20 protein-coding genes are annotated in these 22,211 nt (G+C 72.8%); 5 read left to right on the plus strand and 15 right to left on the minus strand.

Features of this window, described 5'->3' with window-relative positions:
• Positions 1-5: 5 nt before the first annotated feature.
• The 9 genes from SM447_RS16675 to SM447_RS16715 form a co-directional block, all read right to left on the minus strand.
• A complete protein-coding gene (locus tag SM447_RS16675) occupies positions 6-296 on the minus strand; it encodes a hypothetical protein (RefSeq protein ID WP_474573721.1) in 291 nt (96 codons plus the stop codon).
• Entirely contained in the window at positions 293-655 is a 363-nt protein-coding gene (locus SM447_RS16680) for a DUF1622 domain-containing protein (protein ID WP_474573722.1), read from the minus strand. The genes SM447_RS16675 and SM447_RS16680 overlap by 4 nt, the downstream gene beginning before the upstream one ends.
• 65 nt (positions 656-720) lie before the next feature.
• Positions 721-1,308, minus strand: coding sequence for a TMEM165/GDT1 family protein (locus tag SM447_RS16685; RefSeq protein ID WP_474573723.1), 588 nt, complete (start codon positions 1,306-1,308; stop codon positions 721-723).
• A 273-nt stretch (positions 1,309-1,581) separates the two neighbouring features.
• The gene (egtD, locus tag SM447_RS16690; RefSeq protein WP_474573724.1) at positions 1,582-2,547 is read right to left on the minus strand and encodes an L-histidine N(alpha)-methyltransferase; all 966 of its coding nucleotides are present in this window, start codon (positions 2,545-2,547) and stop codon (positions 1,582-1,584) included.
• A gap of 60 nt (positions 2,548-2,607) precedes the next feature.
• Positions 2,608-3,366 carry an ergothioneine biosynthesis protein EgtC gene (gene egtC / locus SM447_RS16695; RefSeq protein WP_474573725.1) on the minus strand — a complete coding sequence of 253 codons (759 nt, stop codon included), beginning with the start codon at positions 3,364-3,366 and terminating at the stop codon, positions 2,608-2,610.
• A 22-nt stretch (positions 3,367-3,388) separates the two neighbouring features.
• Positions 3,389-4,723: an ergothioneine biosynthesis protein EgtB gene (gene egtB, locus SM447_RS16700; protein WP_474573726.1), complete on the minus strand. Its 1,335-nt coding sequence runs from the start codon at positions 4,721-4,723 to the stop codon at positions 3,389-3,391.
• Positions 4,720-5,955 carry an ergothioneine biosynthesis glutamate--cysteine ligase EgtA gene (egtA, locus tag SM447_RS16705; RefSeq protein WP_474573727.1) on the minus strand — a complete coding sequence of 412 codons (1,236 nt, stop codon included), beginning with the start codon at positions 5,953-5,955 and terminating at the stop codon, positions 4,720-4,722. Before egtA ends, egtB begins: the two co-directional genes overlap by 4 nt.
• A 275-nt stretch (positions 5,956-6,230) precedes the next feature.
• The gene (locus SM447_RS16710; protein WP_474573728.1) at positions 6,231-7,007 is read right to left on the minus strand and encodes a hypothetical protein; all 777 of its coding nucleotides are present in this window, start codon (positions 7,005-7,007) and stop codon (positions 6,231-6,233) included.
• A gap of 1 nt (position 7,008) precedes the next feature.
• Positions 7,009-7,668, minus strand: a complete 660-nt coding sequence (locus SM447_RS16715; protein ID WP_474573729.1) for an RNA polymerase sigma factor — start codon at positions 7,666-7,668, stop codon at positions 7,009-7,011.
• 490 nt (positions 7,669-8,158) lie between these two features.
• Between SM447_RS16715 and SM447_RS16720 the strand changes: the two genes are divergently transcribed.
• Both SM447_RS16720 and SM447_RS16725 read left to right on the plus strand, forming a co-directional pair.
• Positions 8,159-9,520 carry a serine/threonine-protein kinase gene (locus tag SM447_RS16720; RefSeq protein WP_474573730.1) on the plus strand — a complete coding sequence of 454 codons (1,362 nt, stop codon included), beginning with the start codon at positions 8,159-8,161 and terminating at the stop codon, positions 9,518-9,520.
• Positions 9,521-9,627: 107 nt separating this feature from the next.
• Positions 9,628-10,890 carry a nucleotide sugar dehydrogenase gene (locus SM447_RS16725; protein ID WP_474573731.1) on the plus strand — a complete coding sequence of 421 codons (1,263 nt, stop codon included), beginning with the start codon at positions 9,628-9,630 and terminating at the stop codon, positions 10,888-10,890.
• Here SM447_RS16725 and SM447_RS16730 read toward each other — a convergent pair whose 3' ends face one another.
• The 4 genes from SM447_RS16730 to SM447_RS16745 all read right to left on the minus strand — a co-directional run bounded on the left by SM447_RS16730 (position 10,891) and on the right by SM447_RS16745 (position 16,192).
• A complete protein-coding gene (locus SM447_RS16730; RefSeq protein WP_474573732.1) occupies positions 10,891-13,368 on the minus strand; it encodes an ABC transporter permease in 2,478 nt (825 codons plus the stop codon).
• Position 13,369: 1 nt separating this feature from the next.
• A complete protein-coding gene (locus SM447_RS16735) occupies positions 13,370-14,158 on the minus strand; it encodes an ABC transporter ATP-binding protein (RefSeq protein WP_474573733.1) in 789 nt (262 codons plus the stop codon).
• Between the two features lie 130 nt (positions 14,159-14,288).
• The gene (locus SM447_RS16740; protein WP_474573734.1) at positions 14,289-14,972 is read right to left on the minus strand and encodes a response regulator; all 684 of its coding nucleotides are present in this window, start codon (positions 14,970-14,972) and stop codon (positions 14,289-14,291) included.
• Positions 14,969-16,192, minus strand: a complete 1,224-nt coding sequence (locus SM447_RS16745) for a sensor histidine kinase (protein WP_474573735.1) — start codon at positions 16,190-16,192, stop codon at positions 14,969-14,971. The genes SM447_RS16740 and SM447_RS16745 overlap by 4 nt, the downstream gene beginning before the upstream one ends.
• 253 nt (positions 16,193-16,445) lie before the next feature.
• Here SM447_RS16745 and SM447_RS16750 point away from each other — a divergent pair, with 253 nt between their 5' ends.
• The 3 genes from SM447_RS16750 (at position 16,446) to SM447_RS16760 (ending at position 19,645) form a co-directional block, all read left to right on the plus strand.
• Positions 16,446-17,903 (plus strand): LVIVD repeat-containing protein, encoded by a 1,458-nt coding sequence (locus SM447_RS16750; protein WP_474573736.1) that lies wholly within the window; start codon positions 16,446-16,448, stop codon positions 17,901-17,903.
• 139 nt (positions 17,904-18,042) lie between these two features.
• Entirely contained in the window at positions 18,043-18,264 is a 222-nt protein-coding gene (locus tag SM447_RS16755; RefSeq protein WP_474573737.1) for a DUF2188 domain-containing protein, read from the plus strand.
• A 157-nt stretch (positions 18,265-18,421) separates the two neighbouring features.
• Positions 18,422-19,645 carry an ArsB/NhaD family transporter gene (locus tag SM447_RS16760; RefSeq protein WP_474573738.1) on the plus strand — a complete coding sequence of 408 codons (1,224 nt, stop codon included), beginning with the start codon at positions 18,422-18,424 and terminating at the stop codon, positions 19,643-19,645.
• 64 nt (positions 19,646-19,709) lie between these two features.
• On the opposite strand, the gene SM447_RS16765 is transcribed toward SM447_RS16760, so the two are convergent.
• The gene (locus tag SM447_RS16765; RefSeq protein ID WP_474573739.1) at positions 19,710-20,531 is read right to left on the minus strand and encodes a MerR family transcriptional regulator; all 822 of its coding nucleotides are present in this window, start codon (positions 20,529-20,531) and stop codon (positions 19,710-19,712) included.
• Positions 20,532-20,598: 67 nt separating this feature from the next.
• Entirely contained in the window at positions 20,599-22,209 is a 1,611-nt protein-coding gene (locus tag SM447_RS16770) for an asparagine synthetase B family protein (protein WP_474573740.1), read from the minus strand.
• Positions 22,210-22,211 lie beyond the last annotated feature (2 nt).

Genomic DNA, 22,211 nt, shown 5'->3' on the forward strand with positions numbered 1-22,211 from the left:
GCCGCTCACGACCCGGACGCCCGGCCGACCCGCTCGGCCGGGCGTCCGGCGTGCGGTGACCGCCGCCGGAAGTCGTGGATCAGCGCGGCGCGCAGCAGCAGCCGCAACGCCACGATCGCCGCGACGGCCGCGATCTCCGTCCAGGACTGCCCGCCGGTCAGCCGCAGCAGTCCGGCCGCGAGCAACATGTCCAGCAACACCCGCAGAGCCGTCGACCGGGAGCCGGTGGTCAGCAACGCCACCGCCGCCGCGAGTACGCCGAGCAGGGTGAGGGCGGCCGACAGGACCTGCCTCACCGGTCCCCACCCCGCTCGCCGACCTGCTGCCGCTCCTGCTCGATCTCCCGGCCCAGCACGTAGTTGAGAACCGTCCGGATGGCGGCGATGGCGGCGAGTTGACCGATCTGCGTGAAGGTCGGCGACAACGCGGTACGCAGGATGTCCGCCGCAAGTTGGAACTCCAGGCCCAGGGTGAGAAAGCGTCCCAGGGACAGCCGGATCCGGGTGAACACGGCGGCGTCGCGGTGCCGCAGCCCGTCCACCACGAAACGCAACGCGGACAGCGTCGCGCCGACGACGATGACGAATGCGCCGACGAGTTCCACCGCGGTCACCAGCAGGTGGTGGCCGTGGCGGAGGACCACCTCGACGTCCACCCCGGCGCCTTACCCCGCCTGTGTCCGGGTAGTCGGCGCCGGGGGCCTACGCACGGGCGCGGTGCTCAGCGCAACTGCAGCACCGCGTCGACGATCAACCAGATGCCGCTGATGGCGAAGAGCGTGGCGGCGCCGTACCTGATGGTGCGTTCCGGTAGTTTCCGACCGAGCAGCCGGCCGGCGATGATGGCCAGCGCGTCGGCGGCGACCATGCCGACCGTCGAGCCGATCCAGGTCCCGAACCAGCCGTACTGGGTGGCCAGCGTGATCGTCGCGAGCATCGTCTTGTCGCCCAGCTCGGCGAGGAAGAACGCGACGCCGACGGTGATCACGGCTGATCTGCCGCCCCGGGCGGCCCGTCGTTTCTCCTCCTCGGTGAGCGTGTCCCCGCGCAACGTCCACGCGCCGAAGCCGAGGAAGGCCACCCCCGCCAGCAGCGAGATCCAGCCGGTCGGCAGGGTGGCACCGAGGCCGTGGCCGATCGCCACCGAGGCCAGGTGCACCACGGCCGTGGCGACGGTGATGCCGACCAGCACCGGCACCGTGCGGTATCTGGTGGCGAAGGCCAGGGCCATGAGCTGGGACTTGTCTCCCAGCTCGGCGACGAAGATGACGCCGAAGCTGACAACCAGCGCGGCGAGGAACCCGTCCATGACGTCCTTCCCGAATCAGGCCGGGAAGAGGTGTGGGGACGCCCTCGACCCGGCTGCAACAGCCTGGGTCGAAGGTCTCGCCCGCCTCGCCGGAAGCGAGGCCGTCGGGCCGGATGCGGGACGCACCAGTATGTCGACCACGACGTTGGGGGCTACTCCCCTTCGCTGCGCCCAGCCTAGCCGATCGTCCTCGGACGGGCCCTCGGGGCCCGGGGTGGGACGTGTCGCACCCCGGGCCGGCGGTCGGTGGTCAGCCGGGACGGTGATCGCCGCTCACTCGGCGCGGGCGAGGGTCACCCCGAACAGGCCGCCCGGATCGGTCCAGAACCGCTCGGTGCGAAATCCCGCCGCGGCCAGTTCGCCCGCGATCCCCTCCGGGCGGAACTTCGCCGACACCTCGGTACGCAGATCCTCACCGGCGGCGAAATCGACGTCCAGATCGAGCACCCGCACCCGCACGGGTCGTTCCGCCCGCAGCCGCATCTCGATCCACTCCTGGTCCGGGTTCCAGAGCGCGACATGGGCGAACGCCGCCGGGTCGAAGTCGGCGCCGAGTTCCCGGTTGAGCACCCACAGCACGTTGCGGTTGAACTCCGCGGTCACCCCGGCCGCGTCGTCGTACGCGGGCACGATCACCGCCGGATCCTTGACCAGGTCGGTACCGACCAGCAGCCAGTCGCCCGCCTCCAGCGCGGCCCGCATGGTGGCGAGGAAGTCCGCCCGTTCGACCGGCAGCAGGTTGCCGATGGTGCCACCGAGGAAGATGACCAGACGCCGCCCGCCGGTGGGCAGATGGTGCAGGTGACGGGTGAAGTCGCCGACGATGCCACGTACCCGCAGCCCCGGGTAGTCGGCGGCGAGTGCGGCGGTGGACCCGGCCAGCGCGCTGACCGAGACGTCCAGCGGCACGAACGACCCGAGGCCACCGTGCCGGGTGAAGGCGTCCAACAGCAGGCGGGTCTTCTCCGAGGAGCCGGAACCCAGCTCGATCAGGGTCTTCGCGCCGGCCAACTCGGCGATCTCCGCCGCCGCCTCGGCCAGGACGGCCCGCTCGGTCCGGGTCGGGTAGTACTCCGGCAGGCGGGTGATCTCGTCGAAGAGCTCGCTGCCCCGGGAGTCGTAGAACCACTTCGGCGGCAGCCACTTCTCCGCCGCGGTCAGCCCCACCCGTACGTCCCTTCGCAGGCTGCGGCCGACATCCTGGTCGTCCAGGTGGATCTCGAGCGGCTCAGCGCCCATCTGCTGTCCCCTTCCGTCGTATCTGGCGGTGCGTGCCTGGTCCGGAGTCGGCGAGGTCGGTCACGCCCCGCACCACGCCGCCAGCGGCTGCTGGCGCACCTCGGTCGCCGTGGCCTCCACGAGCTGGCCTTCGGGCACCTCGCGCCAGCCCGGTTCGTCGTCGTGCGGCTCGGACACCAGCAACACCGACGTCGGCGTGGCACGCAGTGACAGGGCGTGCCCGGCCGCGCTGGCGACCACCGTGAGCCCGTCGGTGAGCATCAGGTTGAGCCGGGAGCCGGGAGCCGCCGCCGCGACCGACGCCACCGTCTCGGCGACCGCCCGAGCTGGCCCGACCCCCGCGCGCAACCGGTGGCGGACCAGCGCCCACAGCAGTGCCGAGTCCGTTGTCGCGTCGAGGGTGAGCAGGTCACGCACCGGCAGCTCGGCGGCGAGCGGGACCACCGAGTCCGGCCAGCCCCGCACCACGCCGTTGTGACTGAACAGCCACCGTCCCGCGACGAACGGCGCGGCGGCGGCGTCGATGACCGCCATGCCGACGGTGGCCGAGCGGACGGCGGCCAGCACCGCGCCGGTCGAGGTGGCCGCCGCGAGCTCGGCGATGGTCGGGTCGCTCCAGATCGGTTGGGCGCGGCGGTACCGCACCGGCGCGCCGCCGCCGTCCGGGTACCACCCGACGCCGAAGCCGTCGGCGTTGATCGTTCCGCCGCCGCGCATGTCGCGTGGCGCCCAGGACTGGCGCAGCAACGAGTACGGCGGATCGAACAGCAGCTCGCGCAGGGTCAGCGGCGGTCCGAGGTAGGCCAGGTGTCGACACATCAGGCGACCGGCTCCCAGGCCCTCACCGGAGTGCCTCGTCCGGCCGGGGGTCGCGGGCGCAGCGGAAGCCGCTGAAGATCTGTCGGCGGATGGGATAGTCCCAGTTGCGGAACGTGCCGCGGCAGGCAGCCCGGTCGGTGCCGAACGAACCGCCCCGCAGGACCTGGTAGTCGTCGCCGAAGAAGACCTCGGAGTATTCCCGGTAGGGGAAGGCGGTGAAGCCTGGATAGCCCCGGAAGGGGGTCGAGGTCCACTCCCATACGTCGCCGATGAGCTGGTGCACGCCGAGCGGGGAGGCACCATCGGGGTACGCGCCCACCGGTGCCGGCGACAGGTGCCGCTGCCCCAGGTTGGCGTGCGTCGAGGTCGGGTCGGCGTCGCCCCACGGGTAACGGCGGGAGCGGCCGGTCGTCGGGTCCCACCGGGCGGCCTTCTCCCACTCCGCCTCGGTGGGTAGTCGCTTGCCCGCCCAGGCGGCGTACGCCTGCGCCTCGTGGAAGCAGACGTGCACCACCGGCTCGTCGTCACGTACCCGGTCCCACCGGCCGAAACGCTGGTACGCCCAGCCGTCCCCGTCGCGTCGCCAGTGCATCGGCGCGCTGAGCCCGGCCTGCTGGCGGTGCCGCCAGCCGGCCTCGCTCCACCAGCGGGGATCGTCGTATCCCCCGTCGGCGATGAACGCACGGTACGCGCCGTTGGTGACCGGTGCGGCATCGATGACGTACGCGGGCAACTCCACCCGGTGGGCCGGGCGCTCGTTGTCCAGCGCCCACGGGTCGGCGTCGGTGCCCATCACGAACGGGCCGGCGGGCACCAGCACCTCGGCGGCCACCCGCACCGTGGGCTCGGGTGGCGGCGGGGCGTGCAGCACGGCGGGGCCGGAACGCAGCTGGTGGGTGGCGAGCATGGTCTCGTCGTGCTGCTGCTCGTGCTGCACGATCATGCCGAAGGCGAAGCCGTCGGTGACCAGTCGTCCGCTGTCGAAGGTCACCCGGTCCAGCAGGTCGTACACCTTCTCCCGGACCGTGGTCACGTACGCCCGGGCCTCCGTCGGGGGCAGTAGCGGCAGCGACGGACGGTCCCGGCGCGGCTGCTTGAACGCGTCGTAGAGGTCGTCGATGTCGCGTCGGACCGGCTCCCGCCCGCCGACGTCGCGGACCAGCCAGAGCTCCTCCTGGTTGCCCACGTGCGCCAGGTCCCACACCAGCGGGGACATCAACGGTGAGTGCTGACGCATCAGGTCGGCGTCGTCCACCGCCTCGGTCAGCAGGGCGGTACGCACGCGGGTGCGTGCCAGTTCGGCCGCGATCAGGTCGCGTAACTCCTCGGTACCGCGTTCGGTGCTGGTGCCGGTCACCGCTGACTCCTTTCCGCGGCCTCACGCCGCCGTCGTAGTCCCTGGTCGATCTCCCGGTGCAGGCCGGGCGGCAGGTCCAGCCGCGGCAGCGCCGCCCGGGCCAGGTCGAACAGACCCGCGGCCGCCCGGGCGAGGGTCGCGTCACGCAGGCCCCACCGCGCGGCGTGGTGCCACCGGTCGGCCACCGGCGCGGCGACCGCCATCGCCGCGGTGATCGTGTCCGGGCCGCTGAGCAGTGCGCTGAGCACCGCCAACGGCAGGATCCAGCCCCGACCCGGCTGCGCGTCGAGGTAGCGGATCTCCAGGTAGCCGCGCGGACGTACCGGCGGGAACAGCGTGCTGACGTGGTATTCGAGGTCGTCGACGTGGGGCGGCCGGTGCAGCGCCCCGTCGATCCAGTCGGCGAACGTCACGTCCGGTGGCGCCGCCCAGTCCGGGCCGTCGCCACGGACACAGAGCAGCGGCGCGGCCAGCACGTACGCCGTCCAGGCGGCGACCGGGTCGGTGCCGGCCCGCCCCGGCGTCCAGACCGGGGCCGTCCGGGCGGGGTCGATGCGCCACCAGGCGCCCATCCGGGCCGAGGCCCAGCCGGTGTCGCGGCCGGCGTGCCGGCCGGCGGTGGCGAAGGCGGCGAGCAGCGGGGGCCCGGCCGCGTGGACCAGCTGCCAACGGGCCAGCAGGTGCTCGGGGTGCCCCGCGTCGAGGCAGATCTGCAGGCCGGCGGTGCTGTACATCATTGTCCGCCCGTCCGGCCCCCGACGGTCGAAGACCTGGCGCATGGCGCGGTAGCGCGGGGTCTCGATCACGGGCCGGGGTGGCCGGTACGGATCCATGCCGGCCCGGCCGAGGGTCAGGCCGGCGGCACCCAACAGCCGGGCGGCCTGTTCGACGTCGGACTGGGTGGCCTCGATCAGTGCGGCGATGCGGGCTCTCGGCGGGGTGGAGATCTCCAGCTGACCACCGGGCTCGACGGTCAGTGCGCTGCCCCGCAGCAGGCGCAGGGCGGGGCTGGTCGGGTCCAGCGTGGCGGGGCCGTACGGCCCCAGCGCGGCGCGCAGCCGCGCGGCCTCGACGGGGCGGGCCGGATCGACGGCGTCGTGGACCGTCCATTCCAGCTCGACCCCGGTGAACGTGGGTGGACCGGTCTTGAAGCAGATCCGGGCGAGATGCCGGGCGGCGGCGGCGCGGTCCCGTAGCACCGGAACGTGGTCCACCTCCGGTGACGTCACCATGCGCGGCTCCCTTCCGACCGGACCGTCGTCACGGTAACCCAACCCGGTGACATCGAATCCGGGTGAACCTGAACCGCGGAATGCCGGTGCACCACCTCCGGACGCCGCCCGGTCGGACACAACGGGAGGTCAATGTGGCATCTCGTCGAGCGCCGGCACGGACGACCCCGCCACCACCTGTCTAGCAGTGGGCGACGGGGCGTCGAACGGATTTCACGATCCGGTCGAATTCCGCGCGGGCGGTCCGCCCCCGCGCCGAACGGAACGCCCCGGGCTCAGCCGGCGGGACTCGTGGACGGCTCCGCCTCGGCCTCGCCCAGCAGGCCCCGGCAGTACGCCTCGACGTGCTCCGCGCCACCGGCCGCGACCACCAGCTCGTTGAAGGCGGGGGTGCGCAACGCCCGTTCCCGTTGCCGCTCCGACTTGGCCAGGTAGGCCCGGCAGAGGCCCCGGTGGTCACTGGTGTTGGTGGAGTTGCCCGGACCGGCGGCGACGGTGGCACCGGGATCCGGTTCCACCGAGGGGCCGGGCGACGGCGTCGCCGGAACCGAGGGCAGCCCGGCCGCGTTCGCGGTGGCGGTGGGGCTGCCGGCCGGGGCTGCCGCCGGATCGGTCGGACCGGCCGACGGTTCACCGGCGGGGTCGTCCTGACCGGTGGTTGGTGCCGGTGCGGCCGGGCTGGTCACGACGGGCGGCGGCGCAGCCGGACCGGAACGGTCCAGACCGACCGCAGCGAGGGCGGCGCCCGCAGTGGCGGCCGCTCCCACACCGACGATCCAGGCCACCGCGCCGGCGGTGAACCGGTGCCGGCGACGCCGCGGTGCCGGCACCGGGGCGCCGGACCGTCGGGCGTCACGGAAAGCGGCGACGGCCGCCTCCTCGCCCGCGAGCTCGCGCTCCCGGGCCGGGGCGGCGGCGGCCCGAAGCAGATCGGCGAGCGGGTCCGGCGGACCGGCCACCGGCCCGGTGGGCCGGGCCTCGTGCGCGGCGTCCAGCAGCCGGTCGTGGTCGGCGCGCACCGAACGGCGCAGCATCTTCCGCAGTCCGCGCACGTCAGCCGTCCACCGGTTCGGTCCGGGGCGGCAGACCGGCTCGCTGGCGCCGCGGGGTGTCGGTCTGCGGCGCGGCCGGCAGATCGTCCTGCGGCGGGGTCGCGGCGTCGACCCGGGCGCTGGCCTCGTTCCGCTGGTCCAGGAGCAGTGCCAGCCGGCGCAGGCCACGATGTGCGGCGGTGCGTACCGCACCGGCCCGTCGACCGAGCACCCGTCCGGCGGTCTCGGCGTCGAGGCCGACCACGGCACGCAGCAGCACCGCCTCGGCCTCCCGGGGCGGCAGGCTGGCGATCATCGCGAGCGCCGCCTCGGTACCGAGACTCTCCCCGGCCCGCTCGGCGGTGTCGGCGTCGCCGGCCAGCTCGCTGAGTTCCTGCACGGGCACTGACAGCGCGGGGCGACGACGCTGCCGGCGCAGATGGTCCATGGCCCGGTTCCGGGCGATGGTGACGGCCCAGGCACGGAACTCCCCACCGGTGAAAGAGGGCAGGTCGCGGGCGACCTGCAACCAGGTCTCCGAGGCTACGTCCTCGGCGTCCGCGCCGACCAGCGCGGTCAGATAGCGCAGCAGCCCGGGCTGGAGGCTGCGGTACAGGTGACGGAAGGCATCCTCGTCACCGGCCTGAGCGGCCTCCACCAGCTGGTTCAGCTCACCGGTCACGGTCGCACCGCTTCCGGCCACCGGCCGCCGCGGGATCATGCACCGGGCGGGCACGCCCGCTCCCGGGCCGTTCCGCGCGGCGGACCTGCTCCTGCACCCCACCCCCGTTGGCCTGACCGGATCGGGCCGTGCGGCCCGGTAGCGGATTCTCGCCGACAACGCCACGGACCACAACTGAACGCCCGCCACCATCTCGGCCGGATCGGGCCTCCACCAGAAGTGCCGAGCCGCACGAGCAGTGACAAATGTCTACCGGTCACGCCGCGGTTCGCCGTAACGTGCCCAGCAGCTGCGACGCTACGGACCCGCCGGAGTCGCGGGAAACGGGGCCGGTGAGGGCGGCCACGTTACACTCCGCGCCGACGATGTCACCGCTAGGCGTCCGCAGCCGGCGGTCGGCGGTTCCGAGCCCGGCGAGCACCGGGGGCGAGGAACGGGGCGGCCGGACCGCCGACGCGCCGATCGTGCCCGCGATGGGTACGGTGGTGCCGTGTTGTCTTCGGAGGTCGTACTCAGCGGCCGGTACCGCCTGGACGAGCGGGTCGCCACCGGCGGCATGGGCGACGTCTGGCGGGCGACCGATTTGGTCCTCGGCCGACAGGTCGCGGTCAAGGTGCTGCTGCCGTCGCTCGTCTCCGACCCCGATTTCATCGCCCGGTTCCGGGCCGAGGCTCGAATCATGGCGGCGCTGCGCCACCCGGGCATCGTGCAGGTCTTCGACTGCGGCGAGGACGACCTGCCCGGCGGTGGCCGGGCCGACTACCTGGTCATGGAGTTCGTCACCGGCCAGCCGCTGTCCAAGCGGATCGAGGCCGAGGGCCGCCTGGACGTGGGCGTGGCCATGTCGGTGGTCGCACAGGCCGCTCAGGCGTTGCACGCCGCGCACGTCGGCGGAATCGTGCACCGCGACGTCAAGCCGAGCAACCTGCTGATGCAGGAGGACGGCACGGTCGTTCTGGTCGACTTCGGCGTGGCGCGCTCGACGAACGTGACCAGCATCACCAGCACGAACGCGGTGCCGGGCACCGCCCTCTACATGGCCCCCGAACAGGCCGCCGGACGACCGGTCTCGGGAGCGACCGACCTGTACGCCCTCGGCGCGGTCGCCTACTGCTGCCTGACCGGCAGCCCGCCGTTCACCGGCGACAACCCGCTCCAGGTGGCCGTCCGGCATCTCGACGACCCCCCGCCGGAGCTGCCGCACGACATCCCGGAAGCGGTGCGGGTGCTGGTCGACCGGGCTCTGGCCAAGGATCCGGCCGACCGGTTCAGCAGCGGCGCGGCGATGGCGGAGGCGGCCCGGGCGGCCGTGTCGGAAAGCTCCCTGCCTACCGCGATGGTGCCGGCGGCCACGGCGCTGCGCGACGCCGGTCCGATCACCCGCACCGGGGTGCCGGTGATCGACGGGCCGCCACCGCGCCGACGGCGACGCGGCGCCCTGGTCGGCGCGCTCACCGCCGCGCTGGTCGGGTTGACGGCGCTCGGCGCGGCGCTCGGCGTGGTGCAGGAGGCCAACACCCCGGCGGTGAAGCTGCCCACCACCGCACCGACCACCGAATCCACCACCGACGAGGAGGCGACGGTGCCGAGCCCGCAGGAGAGCGAGCCGGCGCGGGTGCCCCCGCTGCGACCGGCCGGCTCGACGGGCCGGCCGACGGGGTCCGCGTCGCCCACTCCGACCTCGCCGCAACCCAGCGAGTCGAGCAGTCCCGGCTCGCCGGAGCCGACCACACCCAGCCCCGACCCGGAGCCGTCGACCCCGAGCCCCACCCCGCCGACACCCACCCCGTCGTCCACCCCCAGCACGCCGCCCGCTGGGGATCCGCCGGGCGGTGGCGACGGCGAGGGCTGAGCGTCACACCGGCCCCAACCTCCCCGGATTTCCCGAAACGGACGTACGGCGTCACACCGCGCTCTAGGCTCCTCACCAGCAGTTATCCCTACTGTTCGGGAGTCCGGGTGAGCGTGGAGAAGTTGGTCGTCGTCGGCCAGGGTTACGTCGGTCTGCCGCTGGCCATGCAGGCCGTCGAAGCCGGCCTGGACGTGGTCGGCCTCGACGTCGACGCCGACCGGATCAAACGGCTCACCTCCGGGGAGTCGTTCGTGTCGGACGTCCCCGCCGACCGGCTCGGCCGCGCACTGGCCAGTGGGAGGTACCGCCCGAGCACCGAGTACGCCGATGCCGAGGACTTCGACATCTGCGTCATCACCGTGCCCACGCCGCTGCGCGACGGCACCCCCGACCTGAGCTTCGTGGAGCAGGCCGGCACGGGCATCGGGCCGTACCTGCGCCCCGGCTGCACGGTGGTCCTGGAGTCCACCACCTACCCCGGCACCACCGAGGAGCTGCTCGGCCCGCTGCTGGAGTCGATCAGCGGGCTGCGCAGCCCCGGGGACTTCCACCTCGGGTACAGCCCCGAGCGCATCGACCCGGGTAACCCGACCTGGCGGTTGGCGAACACCCCGAAGGTGGTCTCCGGGGTGGACGCGGCCGCTCTGGCCCGGGTCGACTCGTTCTACCGGCGTCTGGTGGAGCGTACGGTGCCGGTGGACTCGACCCGGGTGGCCGAGCTGACCAAGCTCATCGAGAACACGTTCCGTCAGGTCAACATCGCCCTGGTCAACGAGCTGACGATGCTTTCGCACCAGTTGGACATCGACGTCTGGCAGGCCATCGAGGCGGCCGAGACCAAGCCGTTCGGGTTCATGCCGTTCCGGCCCGGTCCCGGTGTCGGCGGGCACTGCCTGCCGATCGACCCCTGCTACCTCTCCTGGCAGGTCAAGCGCCGCCTCGGCCGGCAGTTCCGGTTCATCGAGCTGGCCAACGACGTCAACCACGAGATGCCCGAACACGTGGCGCAGCGGGTGATGGCCGGACTGAACCGTTCCGGACGGGCGGTCAAGGACGCCCGGCTGCTGCTGCTCGGCCTGGCGTACAAGCGCAACACCGGCGACATGCGTGACTCGCCGGCCGTCGACGTCGCCCGGCGGCTGCGGGAACTCGGCGCCGAGGTCCGGGCGGTCGAGCCGTACGCCGAGGCCCACCACCTTCCCGACGGGGTGCTGACCGTGGACCTGACCGAACGCGAGCTGCGCGAGGCCGACGGCGTGGTGGTGGTCACCGACCACGACGTGTTCGACTACGACCTCGTGGTCAAGCACGCTCGTTACGTCTTCGACGCCCGCAACCGCTGCTCCGGCCCCACCGTGGAACGCCTCTGATCAGCGGTCCGCGAGAGCCTCCACCACCGGCAGCGCCAGGGCCCGACGGGCCGGCAGCACCGAGGCGGCCAGCGCCGCCAGCGCCGCGATCCCGAGGATCCCGCCGAGCTGCCCCCACGGCACGACCAGGGTGAACTCACCCGCGATCCGGGACAGCATGGCCATCCCCGCCGCGGCCACCCCGGTGCCCAGGGCGACGCCGAGCACCGCGCCGACCAGCGCGGTGAGCACCGCCTCGACGGCCAGCATGCCCCGCATCCGGCCGCGGGTCAGACCCACCGCCCGCAGCAACGCGTTCTCCCGGGTGCGCTCCACCACCGACAGGCTCAGGGTGTTCGCCACCCCGACCAGCGCGATCACCACCGCCAGGCCGAGCAGCGCCACCACGAACGTCAACAACATGTCCACGGTGCCGGTGAGCATCCGCTTGTACGCCGCCTGGTCCATCAGGTTCACCGTCGGGTAGTCGACCAGGACGGCCTCGATCGCGGCCCGGGCCGAGGCGGCCGACGTTCCCGCCGCCGGATCGATCTCCGCCAGGTAGCCCCGTTCGGCGGGGAAGAGCCGGGCGAAGTCGCCGTCGTCCAGCTCGACGACGTGACCGGCCGGAACCCAGCCGTCGGCGGTTTCGGAGCCGGTGCCGACGACCACCGCCGCCAGCTCGAACGACGTGCCGTGCAGGGTCACCGTCTCCCCCGCCGACCAGCCGTGCCGCTCCGCCAGTTCCCGGTGCGCCAGCACCCGGCCCGGCCCGAACCGGTCGAGCTGCCCGCTCACCACCTGTTGGATCCGGTGTCCGACCAGCGCCGGGGCGGCGGCGCGGAACTCGACGTCGTCGGCGACCTTCGTACGTGGTTCGTGCACCGTGCCCAGCTCGGGGCGGGCGGCCAGCGCCTCGACCACCCCGGCGGGCAGGTCGACGCCGATCCCGGTCACCAGGAAGTCCACCCCGACCTGGGCGTCGACGCTGCGTTCGATGGCCGCCTTGGTGCTCTGCGCGCCCACCACGAAGGACGAGACCAGGCCGATCCCGATCACCAGGGCGGTGGCGGTCGCGGCGACCCGCCGGGGGTTGCGGACCGCATTGGCGACCGCGAGCGAGCAGGTCATGCCGAAGATCCTTCGGGCCGGCACGCCGAACATCCGCATCAGAGCCGGCACCAGCACCGGACCGAACAGAACCAGTCCGAGGAAGCTGAGCACCCCGCCCAGGGCGACCAGCGCGACCTGCCCCAGCGAGGCCGCGCCCACCAGGGCCGCCACCCCACCGGTGAGGACGACCGCACCGAGCGCCAGGCGCACCCGACCGGCGGGCCGGGCGACCTGGACAGCGGCTTCGGTCAACGCGGCAACCGGGGCGACCCGGGTGCCCTGCCAGGCCGGTACGAGGGCCGCGCCGACGGTGAGCGCGGTGCCGGCGACGAGGCAGCCCAGCACGGTGCCGACGGTGAGGGTCAGCTCGCCGTGCAGCGGTGCGGCCAGCCGCGTCATCAGGGCGGTCAGCCCGCCCGCCAGTCCGACGCCGAGGAGCACACCGAGGGCCGAGGCGACCAGCCCGACCGCGGCCGACTCCAGCAGCGTGGCCCGGAACACCTGGCCCCGGGTGGCCCCGACCAGGCGCAGCAGCGCGGTCCGCCGGGTGCGCTGGGCGAGCACGATGGTGAACGTGTTGGCGATGACGAAGGCGGCCACCACCACGGCCACCGCGGCGAACGTGAGCAGCACCAGGTTGAACTGGCGCAGGTCGCGGACCGCGTCGCCGACGGCGGCGTCCAGGATCTCCTGCCGGGTACGTACGGTCGTGTCCGCGCCGGCCACCGCGGCGACCCGCTCGGCGAGCAGCTGGTCGGAGATGCCCGGCGCGGCCGCCACCATGATCCGGTCGTAGCCCCGCCGTCCGGTGACGGCGAGGGCGTCGGCGCCCACCAGGCCGACGAACGGCCCGCCGATGTCGCGCGCGGTACTGGCCACGTCGACGGTGCCCACCAGGGTGTACGGGCGGGCCGCGCCGCTGGCGCCACCGACGCGTACCGGTGTGCCCAGCACGAAGCCCTGGTCCGCGACGGTCCGCTCGTCGAGCACCAGTTCGCCGGGGTGGGCGGGCAGACGTCCGGCCACCACGTCGTACGACTGGAGGGCGACGTCGGTGGGGATCGCGGCGAGAACCCCGTACCCGAGCACCGGACGGCCGTCGGAGCCAACCACCCCGGCGGTGCCGGTCAGTTCGCCCTCGGCGGCGCGTACCCCGTCGACCGTCCGCACCCGCTCGACCAGGGAGGCGTCGATGGCCTCGTCCCGGTACACGCCGACGTCGGTGTGCCGGTCGAAGGTGGCCGCCCGGTCGTAGGTGCCGGCCCGCATACCGTCCACGAAGATCAGCGTGCCGGCGATGAAGGCCACGCCCAGGACGACGGAGAGGGTGGACAGCAGCATGCGCGCCGCCTCGGCACGCAGCGAGCGCAAGGTCAGCCGGATCACGTCAGCGCCCTCCGGCCGGCGCCTGGGTAGCGGCGTCGAGGTCCAGGTGGGCGAGCACGTCGAGGACTCCCTCGGCGGTCGGTTCGGTCAGTTCCCGGACCAGCCGGCCGTCGGCGAGGAAGACCACCCGGTCGGCGTGGGCGGCGGCGACCGGGTCGTGGGTCACCATCACCACCGTCTGCCCGAGGGTGTCGACCGCCTCGCGCAGCAGCCGCAGCACCTCTCCACCGGCGCGGGAGTCCAGGTTGCCGGTCGGCTCGTCGGCGAAGACCACCCACGGTTTGGTGATCAGCGCGCGGGCCACCGCGACGCGCTGCTGCTGGCCGCCGGAGAGTTCGGCCGGGCGGTGTCGCAGCCGGTCGGTGAGTCCCACCGCCGATACCACCTGACGCAGCCAGGCCGGATCCGGCCGCCGTCCGGCGATGTCCAGCGGCAGGGTGACGTTCTCCTCCGCGCGCAGCGCCGGCAGCAGGTTGAACCTCTGGAACACGAAGCCGATCCGATCGCGGCGCAGCAGGGTCAGCCGACGGTCGTCGAGGCTGCCCAGCTCGGCGTCGCCGACGCGGACCACCCCGGCGGTGGGTCGGTCCAGGCCCGCCAGGCAGTGCATCAGGGTCGACTTGCCGGAGCCTGAGGGGCCCATGATGGCGGTGAAGCGACCGGCGGCGAAGTCGACGTCGACATCGTCGAGGGCGACGACGGCCGCCGGGCCGGTGCCGTACTGCTTACGCAGGCCCCGGGCGGTGACGGCGACACCGGCGGTGGCGTGGAGGGGTGGTGCGATCGACACGTGCTGCTCCGTGGGACGGTGGGTCTCGGACGTCCCTGACGCTATGGAGACCGCCGCCCCGTCGAGATCAACCCGGACGCTCGACCTCGGTACGCCTCAGGTCGCCCCGCACCGGGTACACCCGTACGCCTCAGGTCGTACGCCGACCCTCCGCGCCGGGAGTGACCAGGCCGCTCTCGTACGCCAGCACCACCGCCTGCACCCGGTCGCGGAGCCGGAGCTTGGCCAGGATCCGGCCCACGTGGGTCTTCACCGTCGCCTCGGCGACGTGTATCCGGGCGGCGATCTCCCCGTTGGCCAGACCCTGCGCGACCAGCAGCAGGATCTCGCGTTCCCGGTCGGTGAGCTGGGCCAGCCGGGGATCCTCGGTGGGGCCGGCGCCGAGCTGGTCGGCGAACCGGTCGAGCAGCCGCCGGGTGATCGACGGGGCGACCACCGAGTCGCCGTTCGCGACGACCCGGATCGCGGCGAGCAGTTCCTCCGGCGGAACGTTCTTGAGCAGGAAGCCGCTCGCACCCGCGCGCAACGCGGCGAACGCATCCGCCTCGGTGTCGAACGTGGTGAGCACCAGCACCCTCGGTGGTCCCGCCGGCCGGGCGGCGCAGAGCCGACGGGTGGCCTCCACCCCGTCCATGGTCGGCATCCGGATGTCCATCACCACCACGTCCGCCACCACACGGTCGAGCACCCGCAGCGCGTCCGCGCCGTCGATCGCCTCGCCGACCACCTCCAGATCGGGCTGTGAGTCCAGCACCATCCGGAACCCGGCGCGGACGAGCGCCTGGTCGTCCACGATCACCACCCGGATCGTCATGCCGCGATCACCTCCGCGCCCGGCGACGACGGCAGCGGCAGCCAGGCCCGTACCCGCCAACCGCCGGCCGGTCGGGTGCCGGCGGTGAGGCTGCCGTCGTACACCGAGACCCGCTCGCGCATGCCGACCAGGCCGTGACCGCCCGTCGGCGTCGGTGTGAGCGGTCCGTGACCGCGACCGTCGTCGACCACCACCAGCGCGACGCCGTCGGCGCGGTGGTCCAGGGTGATCTCCACGCACGCACCCACCCCGGCGTGCTTGAGCACGTTGGTCAGGGCCTCCTGCGCCAGCCGGTGCACGGTCAGCTCCAGCGCCGGCGGCAGCGGGACGGGCACGCCGGTGACCGTGTGCCGCACCCGCAGCCCGGCCTCACGGAACCGGTCCAGCAGCGCGGGCAGTTCGGCCATGGAGGGCCGCCGGTGGGCGGGTTCGACCAGGTCGGGCGCGGGCCGTACGGGCGGTACGGCGGCCGGGTCGGGCGGGCTGGGCTCCCGCAGCACGCCCACCAGCCGGCGCATGTCCTCCAGGGCCTGCCGGCCGGTGTCCGCCACGATCTTGAGTGCGTCCCGGGAGGTCACCGGATCCTGGTCGATCATGTAGCGGGCCCCGTCCGCCTGGACGATCATCACCGCCATGCTGTGCGCGACCACGTCGTGCAGTTCGCGGGCGATGCGGGTGCGCTCCTCCGCCACCGCCGCCCGCGCCTCGGCCTCCCGTTCCCGCTCCAGGGTCGCCGCCCGCTCCTCCAGGCTGAGCACATACTGCCGGCGGGTGCGCACGTTCAGCGCCACCAGCCAGACGGCCCCGGTGAGCAGGGTGTAGTAGATGGCGGCGTAGTACCAGGAGGCCGGCAGCGGATCCCGCGCGGCGGCGAACACCGCCCCGATCAACGCCACCGCCCCGGCGATCGCGCCGTCACGCAGCCGCTCGGCGTACTTGACCACGCTGTAGAGGGCGATCAGGACCGCCACGTCGTAGATCGTCGGGGCCCAGCCGAGGGCGACCTGGAAGAAGGCCAACGCCGCCACCACGGCGGTCGCCGCCACCGGTCGGACGCGGCGGAACAGCAGGGCCAGCGCCATGCCCACCCCGATCGCGGTGGACCACCAGCCACCGGGCTGCACGGGCCCACCGCCCACGCTCACCAGGGCCACCAGACCGGCGAGGAGCACGTCGAAGGCGACGGCGGGCAGCCGTCGGCCGAAGATCGTCGCACGCATCGTGCACCCAGCGTACGAGGCGCCTTCGTGGTGTTTCCCCGTGGGCGGACAGATGTGGACTGCCGCAGCGAGCGATGTGACGACGACGAGCGGCCGTCCGCGCCGAGCGGTCATGCCGCGCCGCCTCAAGGTCGAGGTCGCCGCGATCGCGCCGATTCACAATGGACGCCCAATGTGACCCGGGTCACATCGATGCCTCTCATCGGCGAGTAGGGTACGGCCAACGTCACTCTCCTTCCGAAGGGCGTCGCCGATGGTCGGATCGACCCTGCCACGGGGGCGGCAACTGCGTATCGTCAGTGTGGCCGCCACCGGGCTCCTCCTCGCCAGCATCGCCGTTGCCTCACCCGGCAACGCGCAGACGGTCTCCCAGGCGGCAACCGAGTCCGCCGCAGCCGTCGAGGCACCACTCGGTGTCGACGAGATTGCCAGCAGCCCCAACCTCAAGCTGATCGCCAACCTGCCGAAGCAGGCGCCGTTCGACACCACCGCGGCGCTCGGCACCGACATCGCCTTCCAGGGCAAGTACGCGTTCGTCGGCAACTACGACGGCTTCGTCATCTACGACGTCTCAAGGCCGAGCAAGCCGAAGATCGTCTCGCAGGTGCTCTGCCCGGGCGCGCAGAACGACATCTCCATCTACGGTGACCTGCTCTTCCTGTCCACCGACTCGTCCCGCAACGACGACTCCTGCAGCAGCGTCGCCCAGTCCGCCACGATCAAGGAGTCGTGGGAGGGCATCAAGATCTTCGACGTCAGGAACAAGACCAGTCCCCGCTACATCAAGTCGGTCGAGACGGCCTGCGGCTCACACACGCACACCCTGGTCCCGGCGAAGGACAAGAAGTCCGTCTACCTGTACGTCTCCTCGTACAGCCCGAACGCCACCTTCCCGGACTGCCAGCCGCCGCACGACTCGATCAGCATCGTCAAGGTGCCGCTGAAGAAGCCGACCGACGCGGCGGTCGTCGCCACGCCGAACCTCTTCCCGGACGGTGGGTACGAGGGCCGCACGGGCGGCTCGGCGACCACCGGCTGCCACGACATCACCGCCTACCCGGCGAAGGACCTCGCCGCCGGCGCCTGCATGGGCGACGGAGTGCTGCTGGACATCAGCAAGCGGGAGGCGCCTCGGGTGATCCACACGGTGCGGGACACGACCAACTTCGCGTTCTGGCACTCGGCCACCTTCAACAACCGCGGCACCAAGGTCGTCTTCACCGACGAGCTGGGTGGTGGCGGTGGCCCCACCTGCAACGAGACCATCGGCCCGGAGCGCGGCGCCAACGCGATCTACGACATCACCGGGCGAGGCGACAAGCGCGCGCTGGAGTTCCGCAGCTACTACAAGATCCCCCGCACCAACGGCGACACCGAGAACTGCGTGGCGCACAACGGCTCGCTGATCCCGGTGCTCGGCAAGGACATCATGGTCCAGGCGTGGTATCAGGGCGGCATCTCGGTGTGGGACTTCACCGACTCCCGCAAGCCCAAGGAGATCGGCTTCTGGGAGCGCGGCCCCCTGTCGGACAGCCAGCTGATCGTGGGCGGCTCCTGGTCGGCCTACTACTACAACGGCCACATCTACTCCTCCGACATCCAGAAGGGGCTCGACGTGCTCGAGCTCGACGACTGGCGGACGTGGACGGCCAAGCTGGTCCACTTCCGCGAGTTGAACGTCCAGACCCAGCCCAGTTACCTGAGCTGGTAAGGAGCAGCGCACCCGCAACCGGGCCCGGCCCTCCCCTACGGGAGTGGTCGGGCCCGGCCGCGTACCGGCGGCACCAGTGGCCGCGTTTCCTCCCGCCCGTCCCGGGTATCCCGTCCGTCACGCAGGAAAGGGGTACGAGATGAAGCGCAACGAGTACCACGTGGTGCCCGACGGCGGCGGTTGGAAGGTCGAGCAGGGCAGCAGCGTGGTCGGCACGTACGACACCAAGCAGCGGGCGGTCGAGGCGGGACGCGAGGCGGCCCACGGCAACGAGCCCAGCCAGCTCGTGGTGCACACCGCCGACGGGAAGATCGAGACCGAGTACACGTACCGGGACGACCCGTACCCGCCCGCCGGCTGAACCGGCCACACCAGCGGCGGCCTGCCGACACCATCCGCCCCGGGTGCTGTCGGCAGGCCGCCGTCGCGGGAGCGCCGGCACCGACGCTCGTGCCCGCCGTCACCTGCGCCGACACCCGGACCGACGGCGGACGCCGACCGTGCCAGGATGGCCGACCGTGACCTCCGCCGGGGCTGCCCCGCCCGCCCCGCTCCAGCCGGCCCGGCGTCGACCCCACCCGCTCGACGCGGTCGCCGTCGCGCTCGCCGTCATCGGGGCCGGCTGCGTCGCGACCGGGCTGCTGCCCCGCCCCGAAGCCGCCGCCACCCTCGGCCGGGTGCTGCCGCTGCTGCTCTTCCTCGGCACCGTGGTGATCCTCGCCGAGCTGACCGCCGCGGCCGGCGTCTTCCACGTGCTCGCCAACCGCCTGGCCGTCGCCGCCGGGGGTAGCTGGCCGGCGCTGTTCGTACTCTGCGTCGCCCTGGCCACGGCAACCACCATCGTGCTCAACCTGGACACCACGGCGGTGTTGCTGACGCCGGTGATGCTCGCCCTGGCCGTCAGCCTGCGCACGGCGGTGGCGCCGCTGGCTGTCACCACCGTCTGGCTGGCGAACACGGCCAGCCTGCTGCTGCCGGTGTCCAACCTGACGAACCTGCTCGCCGCGGACCGGATCGGGCTCGATCCGCTCGCGTACGCGGGCCTGATGTGGCTGCCGCAGCTGGCCGTCCTCACGGTCACCACGCTCCTGCTCTGGTTCTGCTGGTGGCGTCGGGACCGGCCGGCCGACGACCGGTTCCCGACACCGGAGCCGCACCGCCCCGCCGACCCGGTGCTGTACCGCACCGCGTTCACCGCCTGCCTGCTGTTCGTCGGCGGGATCCTGGCCGGCGCGCCGGTGGGTCTCGCCTCGACGGTCGCCACTGGTCTGCTGGTGCTCGGTTTCGCGGTCCGCTCCCCCGCCACGCTGCGTCCCGCGCTGCTGCCCTGGCGGCTGCTGATCTTCGTCACCGGGCTGTTCCTGGTGGTCCAGACCATCGGCCGGCACGGGTTGAACGACCTCGTGGCGGGGCTCGCCGGGCGCGACGGCGGGGTGCCGGGCGTCCTACGGGCGGGCGGCACCGGAGCGCTGCTGGCCAATCTGGTGAACAACCTGCCCGCCTATCTGGCCGGTGAGGCGGTGCTGCCCACCGGGGAGCGACAGCGGCTGCTCGCGCTGCTGATCGGTACCAACGTGGGGCCGCTGGCGCTGCCGTGGGCGTCCCTGGCGACGCTGCTCTGGCTGGAACGCTGCCGGGCGGCGCGGGTCCGGGTGCCGGTGGCCCGGTTCCTCGTGACCAGCGCCGTCGTGGCGGTGCTCGGCACCCTCGCGGCGGTCGGTGCCCTGCTGCTCACCGGCTGACCCCGGCCGGACGCCACGGCGCCCTCGCTCGTGGGGGGCCGGTGACGGCGACCAACCGTCGGCTTCAGGCCCGGCGCACCGGTAGCTGCAACTCGGTGACGCCCTTGTCGGCCTCTTCGGGCCAGTACTGCACGTAGAGCTCGCGGGCGTAGCCGGCCGGCCGCCAGTCGTTCTCCTCGATCCAGCGGGCCAGCACCTGCAGGCTCCGGTCGGCCGTGTCCATCGAGCCGTGGTGGATCGTCGTCGCCGCCGTGATCGCCGGCAGCTCCACCACCGCGACGTCACCGGCAGTCTTCAAACTCCCCTCGACCCCCACGCCCGCGTGCACGACGACACCGTCGCCGTCCTCCGCCCGGTCGTACCAGGCCAGCGCCGGCCCGGCCGGAGTGACCCCGGTGGCCTCCAGCCGGCGGAACAGCTCCGGGTAGAGCGGGGTCAACACCGGGCCGATGTCCGCACCGTCGTAGCTTCGGGCGACATCGCTCAGCTCCGCCACCCGGATCAGCGGGATCTGCTTGATCACAACATCCTGGCTGGTCATCCGACCCTCCGTTTCGATCATGTGGAGCCTCGCCTCGACGCTGGACAGTCGGGCGGTGTCCGCCGCCAACTGCGCCTCCAGTTGGGCACGGCGCAGCCGCAGCATGCCCCGCAGCTCGACCAGGTCGACGGCGTCGTCGAGGATCGCCCGCACCTGAGCCAGGGTGAGTCCCAGGTCCTTGAGGGCGATCACCCGGTTGAGCCGGCCCAACTGGGCGGCGGTGTAGTAGCGGTAGCCGCTGTGCGGGTCGACGGCGGCGGGCGGAAGCAGGCCGATGCTGTCGTAGTGGCGCAGCATCCGTACCGACACCCGACCGAGGCTGGCGAAGTCTCCGATGGTGAACATGGTCCCTCCACGGTCGGCGCTGACACCGTGTCAGAGTCAACCGTGGGCCATCGGGTCGGGCAACGGATCAGCCGGGCAGCGGCGCCTCGTCGCCGCGGTTGCGGCGCGGGGACACCAGCCGGCGCACGATCGGGGTGGCGTTCCACTTCGCCGCGCCGACCAGGTCGCGGGCATGTTCGAGCACCGTGTAGTCGGGCCTCGCCCGGCCGGCGGCGAGCGCGGCGTCCAGGTCGTTGCCACAGCGCATCAGCACGCTGTCGAAGTCGCGGCGGACCGGCTCCAGGAGGTGGTACCCGAACGAGCGGTGCAGCCGGGCGAAGAGCGGCTTGTACAACCGGGCCCGCTCGTGCAGTCCCGAGGAGTACGACATCGGGTTCTTCGGCCGGCGCCGGATGTAGTCGGGCAGCACGTCGGCGAAGGCCCGCCGGACGATCCACTTCTCCTGGCCGTCACGCATCTTCAACTCGATCGGCAACCGCATCGCCAGCTCGACCAGGGCGAGGTCGAGGAAGGGCACCCGGGCCTCGACGCCGAAGGCCATGCTGGTCCGGTCGACCCGCTGCAACTCGGTCCGGCACAGGTTGCGGATCTTGTGCAGGAAGAGTCGCCGGGACGCCTCCGGGCCGACCTCGTGGTACATGGGATAGCCACCGAACAGCTCGTCCGAGCCGTCACCGGTCAGCACCACCTTGACGCCCAGCTCCCGCAGCCGGCGGAAGATCGGCACCGAGACCACCGCGTTGATGATGTCGCCGTACTCGGTCAGCTCGGAGATCCGGATCGCCTCCCGCACGTCGGCCAGCCGGATGTCGCGCGGGCGCAGCTCCACCACCTCGTGCGCGACGCCGAGATCCTTCGCCAGCCGCCGGGCGTACGCCAGGTCCGGGCTCTCCGGCACCCCGACGGTGACCGCGACGCAGTCCGGGTGCAGTTGCGCCGCATGCAGCAGCGCCAGGGAGCTGTCCAGACCCCCGGAGAGCACCACACCGACCGTGAGGTCGGTGTCCATCCGCACCCGGAGGCTGTCGGTGAGGGCGGCACGGACGAGCAGGGCGGCCTCGTCCGGGTCCGCCACCACCGGCCGGCCCGCGCCGAGGGCGAGCAGATCCACGTACGGTCGCAACTGGACCCGGCCGTCGGCGTCGGCCCAGCCGTGATGCCCCGGCGGCACCTCGTTGACCGGCGCGCCCAGCCGGACCAACGCCTTCACCTCGCTGGCGAGGTGCAGGCAGCCCGGCGTCCGCGCCCAGTACAGCGGCTTCACCCCGAGCGGATCCCGGACCAGGTACGCGCGGCCGGTGGCGCGTTCCACCACGACGAAGGCGTACTCGCCGCGCAGCCGGGTCACCACCTGCTCACCCCAGTGCTCGAAGGCAGCGAGCACCACCTCGGTGTCGCTGACGCTGCGGAACCGGTGGCCGAGGGCGGTCAACTCGGCCCGCAGCTCGTGGTGGTTGAAGACCTCGCCGTTGTAGCAGAGCAACCAGCGCTCGTCGGTGGAGGCCCAGGGCTGCACGGCGCGCTCACGGTCCACCACCCGCAGCCGCCGGGTCCCGGCGAGCAGCCCGGTCTCATGCCTGGTCTCGGTGACCTCACCCCGTGGGTCGAGCGCGCCGAGCATCCGTCGGAAGATCGCCGGGTCGGCCTCCGGGCCGATGCTGAGCATGATCCCGCACATGA

It is taken from the genome of Micromonospora aridisoli, assembly GCF_056150025.1.

What these genes read in the sequence shown, in the direction of transcription:
- SM447_RS16685 (WP_474573723.1), bottom strand. Translation starts at nt 1,308, where the DNA reads ATGGACGGGTTCCTCGCCGCGCTGGTTGTCAGCTTCGGCGTCATCTTC.
- egtD (WP_474573724.1), bottom strand. Translation starts at nt 2,547, where the DNA reads ATGGGCGCTGAGCCGCTCGAGATCCACCTGGACGACCAGGATGTCGGC.
- egtC (WP_474573725.1), bottom strand. Translation starts at nt 3,366, where the DNA reads ATGTGTCGACACCTGGCCTACCTCGGACCGCCGCTGACCCTGCGCGAG.
- egtA (WP_474573727.1), bottom strand. Translation starts at nt 5,955, where the DNA reads ATGGTGACGTCACCGGAGGTGGACCACGTTCCGGTGCTACGGGACCGC.
- SM447_RS16740 (WP_474573734.1), bottom strand. Translation starts at nt 14,972, where the DNA reads ATGACGATCCGGGTGGTGATCGTGGACGACCAGGCGCTCGTCCGCGCC.
- SM447_RS16745 (WP_474573735.1), bottom strand. Translation starts at nt 16,192, where the DNA reads ATGCGTGCGACGATCTTCGGCCGACGGCTGCCCGCCGTCGCCTTCGAC.
- SM447_RS16750 (WP_474573736.1), top strand. Translation starts at nt 16,446, where the DNA reads ATGGTCGGATCGACCCTGCCACGGGGGCGGCAACTGCGTATCGTCAGT.
- SM447_RS16755 (WP_474573737.1), top strand. Translation starts at nt 18,043, where the DNA reads ATGAAGCGCAACGAGTACCACGTGGTGCCCGACGGCGGCGGTTGGAAG.
- SM447_RS16765 (WP_474573739.1), bottom strand. Translation starts at nt 20,531, where the DNA reads ATGTTCACCATCGGAGACTTCGCCAGCCTCGGTCGGGTGTCGGTACGG.
- SM447_RS16770 (WP_474573740.1), bottom strand. Translation starts at nt 22,209, where the DNA reads ATGTGCGGGATCATGCTCAGCATCGGCCCGGAGGCCGACCCGGCGATC.